Annotated in this window: 8 protein-coding genes; all 8 read right to left on the reverse strand. The window is 52.5% G+C overall.

Annotated features, from left to right (window positions below; translation table 11 throughout):
- Nucleotides 1-3 precede the first annotated feature (3 nt).
- The 8 genes from dpdD to dpdE are packed head-to-tail and all read right to left on the reverse strand — an operon-like array spanning nt 4 to nt 17,821.
- Complete coding sequence (gene dpdD, locus EDF78_RS13100; protein WP_133823246.1) at nt 4-2,262, reverse strand: protein DpdD; 2,259 nt, start codon at nt 2,260-2,262, stop codon at nt 4-6.
- Entirely contained in the window at nt 2,259-2,801 is a 543-nt protein-coding gene (dpdK, locus tag EDF78_RS13105) for a phospholipase D-like domain-containing protein DpdK (RefSeq protein ID WP_133823247.1), read from the reverse strand. The genes dpdD and dpdK overlap by 4 nt, the downstream gene beginning before the upstream one ends.
- Nucleotides 2,798-7,327 carry a protein DpdJ gene (gene dpdJ / locus EDF78_RS13110; RefSeq protein WP_133823248.1) on the reverse strand — a complete coding sequence of 1,510 codons (4,530 nt, stop codon included), beginning with the start codon at nt 7,325-7,327 and terminating at the stop codon, nt 2,798-2,800. Before dpdJ ends, dpdK begins: the two co-directional genes overlap by 4 nt.
- Before the next feature lie 14 nt (nt 7,328-7,341).
- Nucleotides 7,342-8,127: a hypothetical protein gene (locus EDF78_RS13115; protein ID WP_133823249.1), complete on the reverse strand. Its 786-nt coding sequence runs from the start codon at nt 8,125-8,127 to the stop codon at nt 7,342-7,344.
- On the reverse strand, nt 8,124-11,192 hold the full coding sequence (dpdH, locus tag EDF78_RS13120) for a protein DpdH (protein ID WP_133823250.1): 3,069 nt from the start codon (nt 11,190-11,192) through the stop codon (nt 8,124-8,126). Before dpdH ends, EDF78_RS13115 begins: the two co-directional genes overlap by 4 nt.
- On the reverse strand, nt 11,192-12,097 hold the full coding sequence (gene dpdG, locus EDF78_RS13125; protein ID WP_133823251.1) for a protein DpdG: 906 nt from the start codon (nt 12,095-12,097) through the stop codon (nt 11,192-11,194). Before dpdG ends, dpdH begins: the two co-directional genes overlap by 1 nt.
- Entirely contained in the window at nt 12,081-14,645 is a 2,565-nt protein-coding gene (gene dpdF, locus EDF78_RS13130) for a protein DpdF (protein WP_133823252.1), read from the reverse strand. The genes dpdG and dpdF overlap by 17 nt, the downstream gene beginning before the upstream one ends.
- Nucleotides 14,642-17,821: a protein DpdE gene (dpdE, locus tag EDF78_RS13135; RefSeq protein WP_133823253.1), complete on the reverse strand. Its 3,180-nt coding sequence runs from the start codon at nt 17,819-17,821 to the stop codon at nt 14,642-14,644. Before dpdE ends, dpdF begins: the two co-directional genes overlap by 4 nt.
- Nucleotides 17,822-17,887: the final 66 nt, after the last annotated feature.

A 17,887-nucleotide genomic window follows, 5' to 3' on the forward strand; every position in this document is an offset into this window, starting at 1 on the left:
CCTTTAATGCTCTATCAAATAACTACGAATGCAGTCCAGCATACTGGTACTGCCTTTGCCGGAGGGTTGCAGTAAAGGCTTATCCCCGCGCTCTTCTTTTATCGCGTAATAAGCAGAATGTTTAGAACTAAGCCAGGCAAAAATAAATACATCCGCTTCTTTAGCCAATGAACGCAGCATGGTTGAGCCGCCTTTATCGTTGTTGAGGCGAATATCGGCCTGAGGGTAATCGGCTAGTAGTTGTTGTTTCACACGCTGTGCTACCGACTCCGTTAATGTATAAATGCCCACTACCTTGTCATTCAACGTTGCTCCGGCACGAACCTCATCCGTGCTCTCTTCACTGTCTTCTGCAATCTGCGGGGGAATCTCACAGACAAGCCCGCACTCCCCGGCAAACTGAGACAATAGGTTCCACTGCAATTCACTATAGCGGGCTGGGTTGCGGTAAAACATGTTGAGTACCAGATTGAATAATCGCTCTCTGGCAAGTTGGTCAGTAGTCGGGTGGATCAGGAACAGCTCCAGCATATCCAGCCAGGCGCTAGCACTGGCCGTACCGGAACTCTCTATCATCATCTGAAGGTTTTCTATCAGCTCACGATAGTCGTGCGCATTACTATCGCCCGCTAAATAGCCACGTGCCAGATCATAGGCGGTGTAGATATCTTCCCGTGAGCTGTTGTCGTCCAGCGTCAGTTGTTGCAGCAACGCCAGCCGGACAGATTGCCATGAAGCGCTAGTTTGGTGATTATCCAACCACTCAAGCAGCACCGGAATGGCATCGCGCAGCACCATACTGGCGTGGCTGTTGCTTTTATCCAGCAGCGAAACAAATATCTCGGGCTGAAAAGCACCAGCGGACCATTGGTGGCTGGCCTGCTCTACCGCTTCAATCGCGCCCGGCCACTGCGGGTTATTCAGTACTTCCTGTAGCCAGTCCTGCCAATTATCCAGCCCGGCGGTATTCTGTTCTGCACGTATGGCAGGCAGCAGCAGTCGTAGTGCAGCGTAGTAACGCTGGAAGGCCGGTTTCGCCAGCAACGGGTCACGCTCCTGTTGTGCCAATTGTTGCAGGTAGCTGATAGCCCTCACTGCCGCGTCTGCACTGCCCACGACCCAGGCACATTTTAAAGCAATGGCTGCACCGCATGCACTGACCGGCAGCATCAACAACTCTTCCAGAACGCTTTCAGGTCGTTCATCGGCTATGGCAAGTAAGTCATTGATGTTTGTCGCTGGTAGGGAGGCCGCCGTCACGGCGGGGAGAGCTGCCAGCAACTGGCTAATCCACCCCCGGTCATCGTCCGTTGCCCCCTTCATCCTGGCAACCAGTTGTTGTGCCTGTTCCGTCAGTCTTGCCGGATCACTCTGCGTATCGGAAAGTAGCCACAGCAGGATATTTTTTACCGCCGCTGGCGTGTTAATACCCTGGGTAACTTGGAACAGGCGCGGCACGCTCTTCGCCAACGAATTGTTAAATGCTTGGCGTTGGGCAGCGAGGTCGCCTAACTGCTCATACTTCAGCAGCATCTGTTGATAGAAAACTGCCATCACCTCTTCAGCCAGCAACCGCGGGTGCGGGATATCCAGCACCTGGCGCAACTCAATTGAGTCAATTAGGCTTTTCGCATCTCCGCCCAGCGCCAGGCAGCGGAGTTCGATAAACAGTTCGTTGATATGGCCAATGCCACCAGCATCACGCAGTTCCTGCAGGTAGAGGCGAGTCTGTGGTACATCACGTCGGCGCAGAGCAGCGCGGATATCACGCAGAATACGGCCACGTGGGCGTAGAAGCGTAAGCTGGTAGCCTGGCCGGCTGGCTAGTTGCTGACGCAAACGCTCAATGCCGTTGAATATCTCGGGGATCCTCAATTGCGAAAGCGAGCTAAATTTATACACGCTGCCACCATAGTGGTCGATTAGCGCTTTTTCCACCGGGTCGCTCGGATCCAGTATCGTGCGTTGGCGGTTAAAGTCGGACCACGATGTGCCGACGTGCGCATCTATAAGTTCGCGCAATTCCGCATAGTTTCGCTCATCATCGGACACTGCATACCAGGTGACTTTGTTGTTGCTGCCCTTCACTACGCGCGGCAGAATCACCGGGAAGCATCCGTTGCGGACATCGTCAAGCCAAGGGGCCAGCCGCCCTAAGGTAGATGCTTCCAGCAGCCCCTCCGTAATTTTTTCCCAGGAGATAACATTTTCTTCGCTACGGAAGAAGGCACGCAGAAACTGCTCGCTGTCAGATTTGTTCATTGCCCCCCTCCCACTGCTGGTTGGTAAAAGTCGTTAAACGCCAGCAACGCCTGCACGATGGCAATTTTGTCTGTGGTCAGGTTGATCTGTTCGTCGTTGATCACGATCCCGCCAATCGTCAGGTTCATCGATCCGCTCAGGAAGAAGTGATCTCCAAGGAATCCTTTGGTATGCAGCACATCTTTCTGACCAATGAACAGGTTATCTGACATGCCATAGTTGGCAACACGCTCAGTTAACTGACGGATAAAACGTGCATTATGCTTAGTCTCATTGGTCATCACCTTCAGCGTGCCGCCGTTGGCAACTGCACGCGCCAGCAATTCTGAGGTCTGCACATGGCGCTGTCCCCAGGCTGGTTCAAGGTAGTCAAAACGACCGGTGCGGTTATCGAGTAAGTCGAGGTCAGTGATCCAAGGCGAGACAATCCACAGCTCCGCACTAGGCTGAGCAATCTCAGCAACCAGTAATGAGCTAAGCACATCCATCACTTCACTCTGGCGCGAGCTTCTGGATTTAAAAATACGACGGGTATTCATTGGATCGCCTCCGGAATTTCAATCATGGCGAAGGTGTCATTATTGTTGCGCCGCAGGGCACTGACGCGCGGGTAGAAGAACAGCCCGTACATTTCCACCGGAGTAACCAGCAGAGTGGCGATGGCTTCATTAAGCCCATTGCCCGGTTCGGCCAGAAGTTCGCATTTACCATTATTCCCCAGATACTGGTGGCATTGTTGCATCCAGTCTGGCTGGCTGAGCGCCACTTGAGCACAACTGTGCTGTACCACGTGGGCCAGTAACAGGCGCTCGGTCGGCCCGGCAAAGCTGTAAGGATTGTACCAGGTCAACCAGCTATCACGGATGGTATGGCCGCGTGGCCACAGCAGACCGTTGCAGGTATTAAAACGCCAGCTTTCCAAGTTGTGTTGCCCCTGGCTGGCCTGTTGTAGTTGTTGGTCGAGCAAGCTGGACTGGCTACAGGTAAAGGCATAGATGCGCTGCGGCAATTCAATACCCAGTCTCTGCTCCTGCTGCCTCCACTCCTGCTGTAGTCGCAGTAAAAAGGCGTCACTGCTGGCAACGGTACCCGGTCGTAACAGACGGGTATTGATCGCCGAAAGAAAGCTGTGGCTGGTCATAAAGCCGCTACGCTGTAACTCCCCAAGCAAGCTGCGTTGCGCTTGGGCCTGGCTGGCATGGTTGCTGGCAAGGCGCATCTCGTTTATACGCGCAGGAAGAGATGAAGACGAGATTGATAAACTTTGCAGCAGATGCCAGAGATTATTATCCATGGTTTCGTAGTCACCGGGGCTAAGGTTAAAGTCCAGCAACTCGAAGAAGCGACGTGGATCTTCTCGGTAAATCTGTTGGATTTTCTCAATGATGCCGCCGCCGCCGACGGTGGTTTCCGACAGCCAGATTTCGCGCTGATCATGAACGAGCTTCTCAGTGCGTAACGGTCCGCCATTGAGATCGAGGATAAGATCATTATCATCGGCGTCCGGACACAACTGCATGGCGGTTTGCAGCAGCGCCGCGCCCAGTGTGTTAGTAAAGTTGAAGGTCAACCACTCCAGCCAGGTGTTATCCAGTGGTTGCCACAACAATTCCACCCAATCGGCAATTTTCGCCATCACCGGAGCCTGAGACAGCAGTTCACGCAGACTTTGCTGTAGATCCTGTTCGACCTCTGCACCGGTTTGCGCATCGTACAGCGTCTGGAAGATGCGGGCTGGAACGTCACGCAGGGCGATCCCCGCGCAGTCGTGTTGCAATGCCCTAAATGCCTGCTCTGGCGTGCAACTTTTCAATACAGCTTCGCTGCCGATTCCTGCCAAAACGGTTTCTGCCAGCCAGCCACCAAGGAACGGATTAACGCTAATAGCCTCGTCGTGGCTGACTTCATACAGGAAACGTGCTGTACGCAGTCCAGCCATAAGTTCACGATTATTGCTGATGCTGGCGAGATCAAAATGGGGTAGCTGACACTGGAATTTTACCGCATCCACCCACAGCGAAAAGCCAAACGCAGCGGGTTCGCCTTGGTGTTCAAATTTGAAGTCAATCTGCAGGTCTTCACGTTGGTCGCTGAATTTAATGTTGGCACGTGAGCCGGTGGCGAAGCGCACGGCTTCGATCGGACAGTGCTGCTGATGGCTGTAAAACTCCACCTGCTGGAAAATGTTCTGCCAGACATTGTTGGATGGCACTTCCGCCGGGATGCCGTTCTGAGGTGGACGGATCTCGCTGTGCCAGTTAAGAAACGCGTTTGAGGTTTCACTCAGTTTAAAGTCATCTGGTGGTGTGCGGGCAGACACTTCCCAGGCGCGGAAGCAGGAGATAGCCTGCATGCCGCTGCGGGTGGTAATGTGGCCATCGGGCATGGGCTCACGTTTGTCTGGGGGGCAGTAATCGTCAATGGGGAACGGATGCGCCCCTTCTTTGAGATCGAGGTTTTCCGGTACCACCCAGTGGCGTTCACGAATATTTTTGATGGCAAAGCGTTTGCTGATCCGGCCCGGAGCGAAATCTTTCATCCCCTGCAAAATTGGCATGCTATGCGAATCACCTCCCTGACCGGCTTCATCCGGTAGGTTAATCTGCAACTCCGGCAGGCAAAGGTCATTAAACAGCGCCGACGGAATAAAATCCGGCATCGGCGTGCTTTTGCGGCAGTTATCCGCCTGCTCAACACCCAGTCGCGACCAGTTAGATCGCAGCCTTCTCAGTACAGTTGGAAGAAATGCGGTCATAATCGCTCTCGGCGGTTGCCACAACAGTGACTGCAGCAGGCTGCTGTCTTTAATCCCCATCGCTTCCGCCAGGTAAGTGTTAAATACCTGCTGGGTTTCCTGGCTATCCAGCAGATTTTCAATCAGTTCGGCCAGCGTTGACTGGGCTTCAGATGGCTTACCTTTGTACTGCGGGACTGATAGATCATCCCAGATACCGCGATTCCACTGATTAAGATACTCGTTGCGGCTGGAGAGCCAGTCCATAGTGGCAAAGGCTGCCTGCATACGCAGTACGTAGCTGTTGCCGACCGGCAGATGGCGCGCCTTTAGCACCGGTTCAAAGAGGTTTTCGTAGCACTGAAATGCCATGCGGTCGCGACCATAGTCGGAGAGTACCACTACAGTCCACGGACGCATGGAGCGCTGACGTCCGGCGCGACCTTTACGCTGCAGGAACTGGGCGTTATCGCGCGGGGCTTTATGCTGAATAACGGCACCGACGTTCGGGTCATTGAAGCCGACTTCCAGTGACGCTGTGGCGACAATCAGGTCCGCTGCATGGTCAACGCCGGCATCTTGCGACGAGGTGCGTTTCACATTGCTGCGATCAGCGGAGTCGAGCGTATGCCCGATCATTTTGGCCAGTGGCCACTGCTGACCAAAGGTAAACTTTTCCATATTCGGTGCATCGCCGCGCAACATAGCAAGCGGTTCTTTTTTTGCATTTATATTGCCGTTTGAATAACGGCCTTCAGCATCCAGCAACTGGAAGTAGAGACGGTTAATGACGTCCATGTCATCGGTAAAGACAAAGCTACGCGTGCCGTACATGCCGTTGCTGACTGGCGCAGCGGCAGTGTCGAGCATGCGTCTGGTAAGAATGGAAGCCTGAATTGTGGTGGATAACAGGCTAGAGCGTGAAGCCGGATCACCACGAAGTGCCAGCATATACTCCGCGCCCTCTGTCTCCATATCGTCTTCGGTCGGGCTAACTTCCGCCACAAGGTGTTCTTTAAGTCCGGTTAGCGAAGCCATAAAGCGCGTCGCCTGTTCCAGCGTTGCGGACAGCCCAACAAAGTGCGGCGTAGCGCCCGACAGATGCCGCCAACGGCGGATTAGCATACCGTTCTGCGCGCCGCTGACACCGGAATAAGTGTGTACCTCATCGAGCAACATCATAGACGGCGGGACGACGTTTTTGCCTATGCCAAACAGCGATGCCAGAGACGAGTTGCCCATCTGCTTATTCAGCATCTCGGTACTGCTGAACACAATATCAGGCAGTTCGACTTTCATGCGCTTACGCGTCAGGATCACTTCGTCAGGCTCGATGATCTGCGTGCAGCTATCGCAGTGCAGGCGCTCAATGCTGTTTTCAAGATCGGCGGTGCGCCAGACCATTTTGCCGCGGCAACTCTCCGTCGGACAGGAAATATACTGGCAGGCCATGCCGGCACGATGCCGGCTCCAGGCCGTTTTCATGTAGTCGCGATAAATCGCATCTTTATCTAATGGCACCATGCCGAACAGCGCTGCTATACGCACTTTTCGCACGCTTTTCTCTGCCAGTTCACTATTCAGCTTACGCGTCTGACGCAACGTTTCGATAAACTGATCCTTCAGCAGTTCGTTGCGCGGGTAGATTGCCAAAGCCTTTACTGAATCTTTTCTTTTGGCGACCAGTTCACTACCGATAAATGTCAGAGCGGGCAGATAGAACGCCAGCGTTTTACCGGTGCCGGTTCCCGCACAGACAATGGTAGCGGTTGATCGGTGCTTGCTCTGCTGCACGCCACGTAGCACGTTTTTGCAGGCGTCATGCTGAAAGCGAGCAAGGTTGTACATTCCGCCTGGGTGGCTGATCAGTGCCGACAGCAGTTGACGATGCGTAGAGGTAAACCCCTCCGTTTCATCAAGTTGCTGCAAAACCTCAGCAGCCTGTAGGTTACGCATCGGGTATTTGCGTTGGCGGCGCAAGAAGCGATAGTCGGACACTAGCGTCGGCGCGGTACGCCAGTTATCACCCCGGCCGTGCTTGGGAAACATCTGGCGTAACTGGCTGTAAAGCCGCACTGACTCTGCCATTCGGGTACGAAACACCGAAACACCATTTTGCTGGTGACGCAATAGCAATCCGCGCTCGATCATAACTTTCGCTACGCCAAAGCTGGTAAGGCCGCTGGCGTCAAGTGGGTGGTTTTGTAACGCCTGAGTGATAATATTGCTGAGCTCAGTCTGGCTGAAGAAACCCTGAGTGTTACCCCAAGTGAGCAGAACCGACTCCTGCGATTCCAGCTCATCGAGTGCGGCGCGAATAATCTGTTCCATTGAACTGCGGCTCCTTACAGGCGTTTAATACAATAGCGCGTCGGGTCATCTTCGTTGGCCAACCAACTTAGCACGTTGGGCGTCAGCATATTGAGCGAAGCACCTTGCCCGGCCACAGCTTTAAGGAAGAGATTGACTTCTTCCGGCACATCCAGATTGAGCGCCTCGCGCTGCACGCTGAGTTGCTCATGCAGTGCGAGCACCGCCTCAAATTCCTCACGGTTTTTGGGCAATCCACGGCAATTGTTGGTGAACAAAGCGGCAAGGTCGCTATATTGCTGTTGTGCTTTTCGTTGTTCTTTCTGATGTGCCAAAGTACTGAACAGCTTCTGATCCACTTCCCACTGCGCTTTTAACGTGCGGGTGTAATTGCGCCAGGCAGTGGTAGTATGATCGCTGAGTTCATTGGTTAAGCGCTCAATTTCCTGGATCAACAGCGCCAATTCCTGAGCTTGAGCAACATCGTATGCATATACCTCGTACTGCTGAAGAAAGGCCGCCAGCGAGGCCTGTGGATGGCCAAATTTTTCGCGGTCAAACAAGCTAACAATAGGTTCACCACTCTCGCTATCGCAGACTTCTCGCAACAGCAAATAGCTGGTGAGGATCTGCGCTAGCTTTCTCACCGGCAAATCGATTTTTCTCGCCACCTGCAGCAAGCTGTCGCGTATCTCCTGAGCTTTTTCCAGTTGCTGATGGCGCTCAAGCCGCACTTTGAATTCGCTGCTGCGCCGTGCAAAAACGCTGATTTCTTCCGGCGCGCTGGCTGTTACCGCTTCACTGATACTTGCTTCACTCATGCTAAGTTCTTCTCCAGTTGCGTTAACTGCTCAGTTAGCTTGGTCAGGGTCTGTGCGATCTCGTTTTCGGCACCTTCAATCTGTTCGCCTCCCTCATCGTGGTGACGCTGCTGCAGATAGTTGCCGGTGGCATCTTCAAACTTGCTCCAGGCTTCCAGCAGCAGCCGAAATGCCTCGTATTGCTTGCCGTTGACAGCGAGGATTTCTTTCATCAGCACCTGAGGGTTATCGGCCGGCAACGTCAGCTTCTCCAACTGTCTGATCAGGTTTTTGAGCTCCGACTCTTTCCAGCCCCTCAACAGGTTCAGCAGAACGGGCACTGTTTCACCTACCGGGCGGACGGCGTCTACTCTGTTTGCCAGTTCGATGAGGTCCTTCATCGTATCGCATATATTCATCGTTGCCAGATTGGCGCTATTGCCGTCACTCAGGCGTTCAGTTATGCCCTCCTGAGTCTTTAATAGCAGCGTACGATAGTCATTCAGTTTGTTTTTGACTTCGTGGATCTTACCCGGTTTCCCGGCGACGATTTGCTGGCTCTTGGCAGCTTCTACCAGCATTAATCCGTTAATGGCATAGGGCTGGGCGCCCGACTTTTTCGCCGCAGTCAGAGCGATTAAACGATCGCGAAGGTTCCGGTGTTCGACAATCACGCTAGCACGAGCCTGAGTTAAAAATTCGTCCAGCAGTGGATGACTATTGTCTGTGGGTTGCTGTTCCGTTAACAGAGCTTGCACCAACGTGGTCGAGACGGGAGACGACAATCCATCCTGACCGAGAAATGCACCACTTAACTGCAGGTCTTTGACAATATTGGAAAGCTCCTCGCGTTCTTCCTGCAAAACGGTGAATTTTACTTCTGTTTCAATACGCTCAACAAAGTTATGGAATGCGGCGTAGTCGATCTCACTCTCGTCGAAATTCCAATTCTGGTAGTAGTCGAAACGCACCATTGCAAGACAGGCGCTGTACAACTCGGGAGTATCTCCAAGTGTCACCAGCGGGCGTGACTGGTTACCCACCAGCACGCGGGGTAAGTGGATCCTTCCCTGAGTTTTTGCTGAGCTGGCTGTAAGCGGGGTCTGGATTAGCTCGGATGACCAGTCAATGCGCGCAATCAACGCTTCAAGGAGCCATTTACGGATATCACGCGCTCTGGTTTGATCGAGCACGTTGCCCTGGTTCCATTTTTCCAGCACAGCTTTCCATTCCTGAATGGCTTGCGGTTCACCAGACAGTGGTGGTGGTGGCTCTTCACCGCCCTTATCTGGTGATGGAGGTTCTTCACCGCCCTCATCTGGTGGTGGCGGAACATCACCCAGAAGTTCTGCCGCCTGCTGCAGGCCAAACTCTGCACACATGGCTGGCGTCAGCCCCACTAAATTTGCACTATTGCCCCCCCAAATGGCCAATAGTGAATTGACCCGTTCGGGCTGGCTGACACCGGATAACCTCACCCACTGCTGCAGTTCCTGCCCGCAAATAATATCTTCGTATCCTGACGGCGGGAACTGACCATCAAGATAGCTCTGGCGATAGTGTCTCAGTGGTTCGCGAAGGATAGCATTCAGTATGTTGCGCGGGACAAAAACCAGCCCGTGCTCTTTATCCTGACAGTGGCGCTCAACCAGCTTTCCGATGGCTGCCGAGTTAAATGGAAACAGCGGGTGTCCATAACTGCTGCAACCAAAACTGGCCAGTACGGGCGCGGCGGATTCGTTCTCCAGCACTTCCTGATCCTGCCATACCGGAATATCCCTATAGCGCTGGCTATCCTGCTGGTGGTGATAGTTTTCCAGTGCATCAGCGCCGTGTCGGGCGGCGTTAAGATAACGTCCGCAGAAGTCGACGACGCGTTTTTTCAGTGCGACATCGCTTTCGGTGGCGTACTGCTGCTGGATAACCCATTCATAGCGGGCACGCGTACCCAGCGTATTGCGGTGGCGTTTAAAGCTGTCGTGGCCCTCTGTGACTGCAATAATCGAGTTCAGGGTACACAACACCTTTTTGCCTTCGTACTCTTCTTCTTCCAGCAGGCAGTCGATCAGCACATCCTCAATCGCTGAAGTGGCAGCCAAATCTTCCACAAGTAAGATCAGGCTCCGGCCTTCTGCCAGCAACTGACTGCGGATCAAGCGCATCAGTTCCTGGAAGCTGGCCCGGTTAAAGCTGAACAGTTCTCCGAAGGTGTCTCCCAGTGCCTGTGGGATCACTTCGTTGACAACCCGAGCCGCTGCTTGTTTTTTTTCATCACTGGTAAGTAACTGCTGATTGACTAGATAGGGCAGAACTGCCGGTGAAACCTGCCTGAGATTCAGGCCGCTAAAGGTGAAGTCCTCCGCAGACATTACATAGCGCAGGTTTGCAATACTGTCGTTGTCAGCACCCCGGCAGAAACGCAGTGCGATATTGTTCAGGCAGGCACCAGGGGCAGTGAAATATTGAGTCATCACACTGTCAAAAAACAGCGCGGGCAGACAGGTTGATGCTGCGTGTTGCTGGATATCTTTCAACTGCTGTTTTCTGCTTTCGTCCAGCTGAATTTTTCCCATCTGCGCAGACTGAAGCTCCTCCGGGACTGCTGCGAACGCAGCGTTAAGCGCCTGACGCAGTTTGAGAGCAATATGTTCCGCAACATTTTCAGGGATCAGCAACTGCCCGACACCGTTAACCTTCTCGCGGATCCTCTGGTACTCCTCACCTTCAAGACCTTCAAGGATGGTGGTGAGTACGCGCGGCAGCGAAGCATTTTTCGGAATGCGGATGATGTGGTACTTCGCGCGATCTTCCCGACGTTTGAGCTGTGCATGGACCCAGCGCACCAGGTGAGATTTCCCCACGCCGGAGGCACCAATCAACGGCAACGGACGATTGTGCTTGAGCAGGAAATCCAGCAATGCTCCCTCGCCCACTTGTTTGGCCTTACGAGTGTGAAATTCGACGCAATCAAGGCGCATTGGCTCATGTACCGCCAGCAATTGACTGTCGGCGAGCGACTCTGCTTCTGTCAGAATACAGGCGGTAACATTCTCTTCGCGGGGCCAATAGCTATGTAGTTGTAGCATCAGTTGGCTCCTTTACGTGTCAAGGTGAGGTGGGTTACGGTACGCAGCACCCTCCCTTTTCTTCCAATTAACTGCATTGCGCCGCTGGCATCAGACTCCGCCTTCATATTGATTATTCCGCCGAGTTGAAGACGCAGCAGTGCACGCGACAGCGATGTCGACAGGTGATCAGAGCTAAGCGGTTGCCAGCCACCCACACTGATACGGTCCTCGACCTGCTTGCGGTAACTACCTCCATCCAGTACCGGCAGTGCCTGATTCAGGCGTTGCAACACTTCGCCAATAGACACCTGCTCACCGGGTTGCATCAGAAATGTAAGCTCTTCACGGATTGCTTCGGTGGGGTCAATAGCGTAACGGTCACGGGTCAATTGCTGAGCAAACCCCAGCCAACTGAGATAGCTAGGCACCACAGCAACCTCATTACTGTTGATACGAAAGTCAGGCATGAACGTGCTAACCAAAACTTCAAGGTTGCTCGAGCTAATTTCGCCATTCTGATAGACATCCAGTGCCAGCACTAATGCAGCCAGAAGGGTGAGATCGACGGCTCGTTCATCGCGTGAGTTTAAATCTCGGTTGTTCTCCACGGCCTGTAAGCAACGGCGTGCGGCTTGGCGCAGAGGCATATCTTTTGTGCTGAAATAGCTAGCATTGAGGCTGATTTCAGTTGTATTGCTACCGGATTCTTCCTTTAGTAATCCTAAGTCTAACCACGCATTTAGTTCTTTTGGCGCTTTCCCGCTCGCATTTTCTGAATCGCCGGTTTGCAACGCTGCCGGTGCGCAGAGCGACATCAGTTTTTCACGAGGTAACGTGTTTTTTGGGCTGACTTTCAGCACCTGATAGAATGCGACCAAGACGGCATACTGACTGCCGCCGTGGGCGTTATTGATAATCGACACAGTCTAGTTTCCTTTGAAGTTGTTCGAGGGTGATCCAATTGTGATTATCGAGGTGAACGTAATGCGCCCCGCCGGAGTGACAGGGATCAGGCATATCATGGGGGATAAGCGTCAGTTGTAACGGCGCCGGGCTGAACGGCGGCAGATAGCCTTTGCGGCACGCCTCTGACGCCGGCAACACCAGTTCTGCCAGGTCACCCATGACATCATTATCCGCTACTGATTCGCGGCTTTCTGGTAACTCTTCGCTCAGCAGGGTAAGGCGTTCACCAAGGGGAATAGCGGAGAACACACTGTACAGCAGCTCATTTTCTGCCCTGACTCGCTGGATAATGCCGGCTCGATGCAACTGCACCAGAAGCGTCGCCACGGTCTGATACCAGCCCTCACGCTCCCACTCATCGTCGATCACCGGTTTGTAAGTAATGAAGCAACTTGAGTGCGGCAAGCCGCTCAGCGCCTGCCAGCGGCCCAACGCATGCTGCGCCGCCGATACTGTCGGGTTCAACAACAACGGCGACGGAATCCAATAGCCACTGTTAAGCATCTGACGATCGCGGCAGGCAGGACAGCCGCCACAAGCATGGCCTGGAATAAATTCTGTCAGGGAGTAGAGATCCACCAGCGTCTCGCACAGTGGCCTTCGCAGTGGCGCCTGAAGCCAGTTGATTAGCGCATTATGGTTAGCCGTTGCTGCTTCAAGCGTCTTTTCACGGGAGGGGATAATGCGTGTTTTCCACAGTTCTTCGCCAGTGTGGTTACTGATCAGAATGCGTACCACCAGTGAATTCTCGTTCTGTCGGATGATTTGCTCTTTTGCAGCTTCATAGCGTCTTACATCAACAAACAAACTTTTATCTGGTAGGTTTTGCAGTTCGGTATCCAGTTCCAACACGCCTGCTCGCACCATCATGAGGACGGTACGTAGGTTCCAGAATTTATTTTTTTTGCTACGAAAATTAAGGCCGTTACGGATCCTCTCTATATCAATACGATACAGACCGTCGCCCACGGATTCATGCCTGCTCCATAGCTTTTTCCAGCGTTCCAACCCCAGCTCAAGACCAATCAACTTTTGTGAGGACAGGTATTCTGCCTGGCTGACGTCCTGATGGGTGTAAATCAGCAGCGAGGTACAGGCATAGCCATCGCGACCACCACGCCCGACTTCCTGATAGAAACGATCCATGTTTTCCGGCACGGTAGCGTGGATCACTGTACGCACGTCGTTTTTATCCATGCCTACGCCGAATGCTGATGTAGCAATCATGATATCCAGCTGATTTCTATCCCATTTCTTTAGCAGGCTCTGGCGTGTATCTTCCGGTGTATCACCGGTAAATGTTGCAAAACGTTGGTACCCCTGCAACCGCAGCAACTGCGCCCACTCTTCTGCCTCGCTTGGTTTAGTCACATAGAGGATGAGCGGACGGGGAGCATGTATCAGCGATTCCAGTACTTTATCCCGTTTATCGCCGGGGTTTGTCGCCTGATAACACCAGTAAGAAGGTTCCGGGCGAAGATGGCTGGCGTGAACTTCCGTCATCTGCTGGTCGAAAGTATCGCGCAAGGTTTTGCGGCTGGCTTCAGTAATGGTGGCGCTCATTAACAGTGTGGAACACGCTGGATGATGGGCTGCACGGCTGATGCGTTTCAGACCACGGATCAATCCTCCAAGTTGCTGGAAGTGCGGACGAAATCCGTTACCCCAGGTGGCGACAATATGTGCTTCATCAACAATGACATGACGCAAGCCCCCGTGTTTTGCCGCTTCAAACAATGCGAACTGCAGTGAACTACAGGTCGCTTCAGGAGAGGTGACAATCAGTCTCTGCTCACCAGCGCGGACGCGCGCGTAAGTATCGTATTTATCCTGTGCCGGTAAGCCGCTATACCAGGCGGTGACAGATTCTGATGTATGCCCTGCTTCAGTTAGCAACATCCCGAAACGGCTAGCCAACTCCATCACCAACGCTGTAGTCGGAGCAATCAGCAGGCATAGCGCTCCTTGCGGCGGAGCCGTCAACATCAGCGCCTGCGCCACCAGTGTCTTCCCAGTGCCCGTGGGCAAATTCACCAGCAGTGTACTGCCTGGCGGAGCCAACAGGGCCCGACGTACCGCATCACGCTGGCCCGGTGCTTGATAATGGGAATAGTTGTCCTGTCTGAAGTAACGACGCAGGACATAGTCCATAGGTATACGGGTATCCTGCCGGCATATTTGCTGCTCGTCACTGGCGAGAAAAGGCATGCCGCCCTGTTCAAGCCACTGCGGACTCCATGCAGACCCAGCTCTCAGCAGAAAGCTCTGCCTCATCCGATGACATCGGATCCCGCAAGCTTCCCACTCCTCTTGGTCTGGCCAACCGGCGCGCCTGTCATCCGGGACGATCAGTTCGCTATCGGCATAGTGTGCGTATTTTTCCCGGAACAACCAGTCACGGATCAACGCCCGGCGATCGAGTCGTCCGGCTGTTGATTCGGGAAGCAGGCACTCTTTAAGAGCGGGATAAGTATCTGAATGATCGATTAATTGCGTGATATTCATCCGTTTTGCGATGCCTTGTGCAATATCGCTTCTGACGCGATGAGTAACGCCCGCGTCGCTAGACAGGTTATTTTCGGCTGCGCAATCCCCTGACGCAAAGTCTGCCCGATATCCTGCTGGTCCGAGTGGTGCAGTGCAGCACTGCTGAGATAATGTTTCAGACGGCTCAGGCTGAGAGTCTGTTGTGAGGCAAATCGTTTAACCGCCAGTTTCAGTGCGAAGCTGTAGCTATCCTGGCATGTTGTCCGCCACTCTTTAGCGCTGATACAGTGGGCAATCTGCGCCCAGCGCTGTTCATTAAGATTGAGGTGTTTCCCCCCGCGATCTTTCGGAAAATAGGGTTCATTCAATATCGTCAACACGTCAGTGTCAGCAATCGACTCACCGATCTGGTTCAGCCACAAAGTCATGGTTTCCGGAGGCATCAGATAGTCGGCCAACCTTTGCTGCGTCGGGGTATTAACGTCAGCTTCAATCAGAAAATCGTAGCGGAAAAATATTTTCTGCTCATCACCCATACCGGATGTAATGCGCAGAACTGCGCTGGAAATACCGCGCTCTTCAAAATCCAGTAGTCGCAGGATGGCATCATGGAAAGGTTCTCCAAGACGCGCCGGGCGGATCTTACCCTGGGTAGTATCAGCACGATTGTAACTCAGTGGCCAAGTCACGGGCGAGCTTGCGCCAGATTGAGTCAGATCAAAACCCAACAGGCAGTGTTTTTGTAAACGCGGCGAGCTGACTAAGGTGCCTGTTTTCCAGTCCCCTGGGTTATAGCGGTAACGGAAAGCTGCCGTGATTTCTTCATCACGGATAAAATCGAATTTGAACACCTGGCTAATTAATTCACGTGCGCAGAGACGGAATTCTTTTTCATTTTCGTCAATCTCCGTCAAAGCATCCGCATATTCTTGAGCCTCGATGATATCGCCGTCGATTTGCAACAGGACTTCCTGCATTTCGATTCGCTGCTTTTCCACTACCAGGCGGCCATCTTCACCTGTCAGACGCTCGCTAAGTTGCATCATGCTCTCTTCACCCAACGAGTAAAGATTTTCACCAAGCCATTGTAGTTCCTCATCAATGACATACTGTAGGCTGGCAATTGACTCTTCAAAGACGTTGAATACTTCATTGAGAATATTCAGCCACTGATTTTGCAGATCCTCTGCTTCACTCACCAGCGCCATGCTAAGGATCTTGGTAGCATTCTCATTGGCGCAGTAGCGATTCAAACGACCAAGGCGCTGCTCCATACGGTTGGGAGACAGTAACAAATCGTAATTTAAGGCAATTTTTCGCCCACCATGCAGATTGACACCTTCTTCGGCCCGACGGTCGCACACCAGAATCTGGCATTTGCTTCCCTTGCCAAAGCGCACTTCTTTATCGGGATTATGACGCTGAATTTTGCCAATAAACGGCATCATCAACTCGGTAAAGACCTGGTCTGCTACCCATGGCTGATCGCAGAACACCACAACATAAGGGAGTTCTCTGGCGTTACTGCCCAGAAGGGTTTCCAATACCTCAGTTAAACGCTGACGCTTGCTGTCACGCTCAAAATTGCAGCGGTCTATCAGTTCTGAGAGGATATCCTGCTCGCCGTCAAACAGAGGGTATTGCAACAGTGCGAGTTGGGGTTCGCTGTAAAGGAATCCCTCCGCAGCGCTCAATGGTACCTGTTGTAAACGACAGGTTGCGAGTCGGGCCAACAGTTCTGGCGTAGCAATAGCGGCCTCAAACAGTAACTGATAAATTGCTGACAGCGACGGGTCCTGTGAATGCATCATTACTGCCGATTCCCGCCAGGCAATCATCATGTCGTTGCTGGCGTTCTTCGTGGTGTATTTTTTTAGCGACAGCCCAGATAAGCCAGGCATCAATAAGTTGATACTGGGATTACTGCGACGGTTGCGCAGCAGACGATGGTGCAGCCGGTAGCGGTTACCTATGTAGTGGCGGATTTTATTGATCAACAGATCGCGCGCCTCACTCCGCTTAGGCTGCATTACGTCGAAATGGGGTAGCAACTGTGTAGCCAGCACATTCAAGGTATCATCCTCTGGAAACATGCTGGTTAACGCTTCCAGATTCTCTTCCAGCGTCATATTGTCGTTATCACAATTAAACGCGTAGAAGAGTGAGCCTATCTCTTCACGCTGCTGGATACGCTGCTGAAATATCTGCAAGCCAGTCTCTGTCAGCGGATAATTTTTGGCATCCAGCAGATGCAACATGGCTAGGAAGTTCTTTTCATTACCGGTGACAGGAGTCGCCGACAGCAGCAGCAGTTTTTCGCTTTGCTGCGCCAGTTGGTTCACGCCAGCGTATTGCTGTTCATGCTCGGCGTCCCATGCCCAGGCTCCGACCCGATGAGCTTCATCAATCACCAGCATATCGGGTCGAAACGGCAAGGGGTTTTCCATGCTAAAGGTAGCCATATCAATAATATGGATCGACTCATTCAGCAATTCTTCAAGGTGAAAACGTGCGGAAAGTTCCTGCTGCCACTGGCGGTGAAGAACTTTGGGTGCCACGATCACCACGCTGTGGGTGAACTGATTTTCCGTGACGTGTTGGCGCACGATTAACCCAGCTTCGATGGTTTTCCCCAGGCCTACCTCATCTGCCAGCAGATAGCGTTGGATAGGGTCAGATAACACCCGGCGTGCGACGGCCAGTTGGTAAGGCTCAAGTTCGATACTAGATGACAAAGCAGAGGTTATTCCCGCACAGGCATTGCGCTGTTTCAGCATTTGATGCTGATAAGCCAGGCGGGCATCCTGCCAGAAGGGGGTATAGGTTATACGCTCAGACAGAAGTGTCGCAGCATCGCAGATAGGACGATCCCAGCGTACAAAAATGTCATTTAAACTGACGTCTTCCTGCAGTTTATTAGGAAAGTGCAAACGTACGCCGCCCGGAATAGCACCAACAACACGCGCCAACTGCCAATGGGCAAGTTCATAGTCATAACGATAAACCAGACTTTCTGCATAGAGTTCAGCTTTCTTAAGATATTTTATTTCAAAAGTTTGCTCTAAACCTTCATAATTTGCTGGGGAGTCAAAATACTGAATAAGCGCATCATCATGGTTAAGGCTAATAAGTCTGCCAATTCCATAAGGCGAGTTAACGAGATCGCCTGCAACCAGGGGTATTTTTCTATCCATAATTTTTTACCATTAATAACATAATTTCTTAAGTTATTGAAAAATAATATATTTTATTTTTTATAT

It is taken from the genome of Rahnella sp. BIGb0236 (assembly GCF_004364755.1).
Lineage (GTDB): Bacteria > Pseudomonadota > Gammaproteobacteria > Enterobacterales > Enterobacteriaceae > Rahnella > Rahnella victoriana.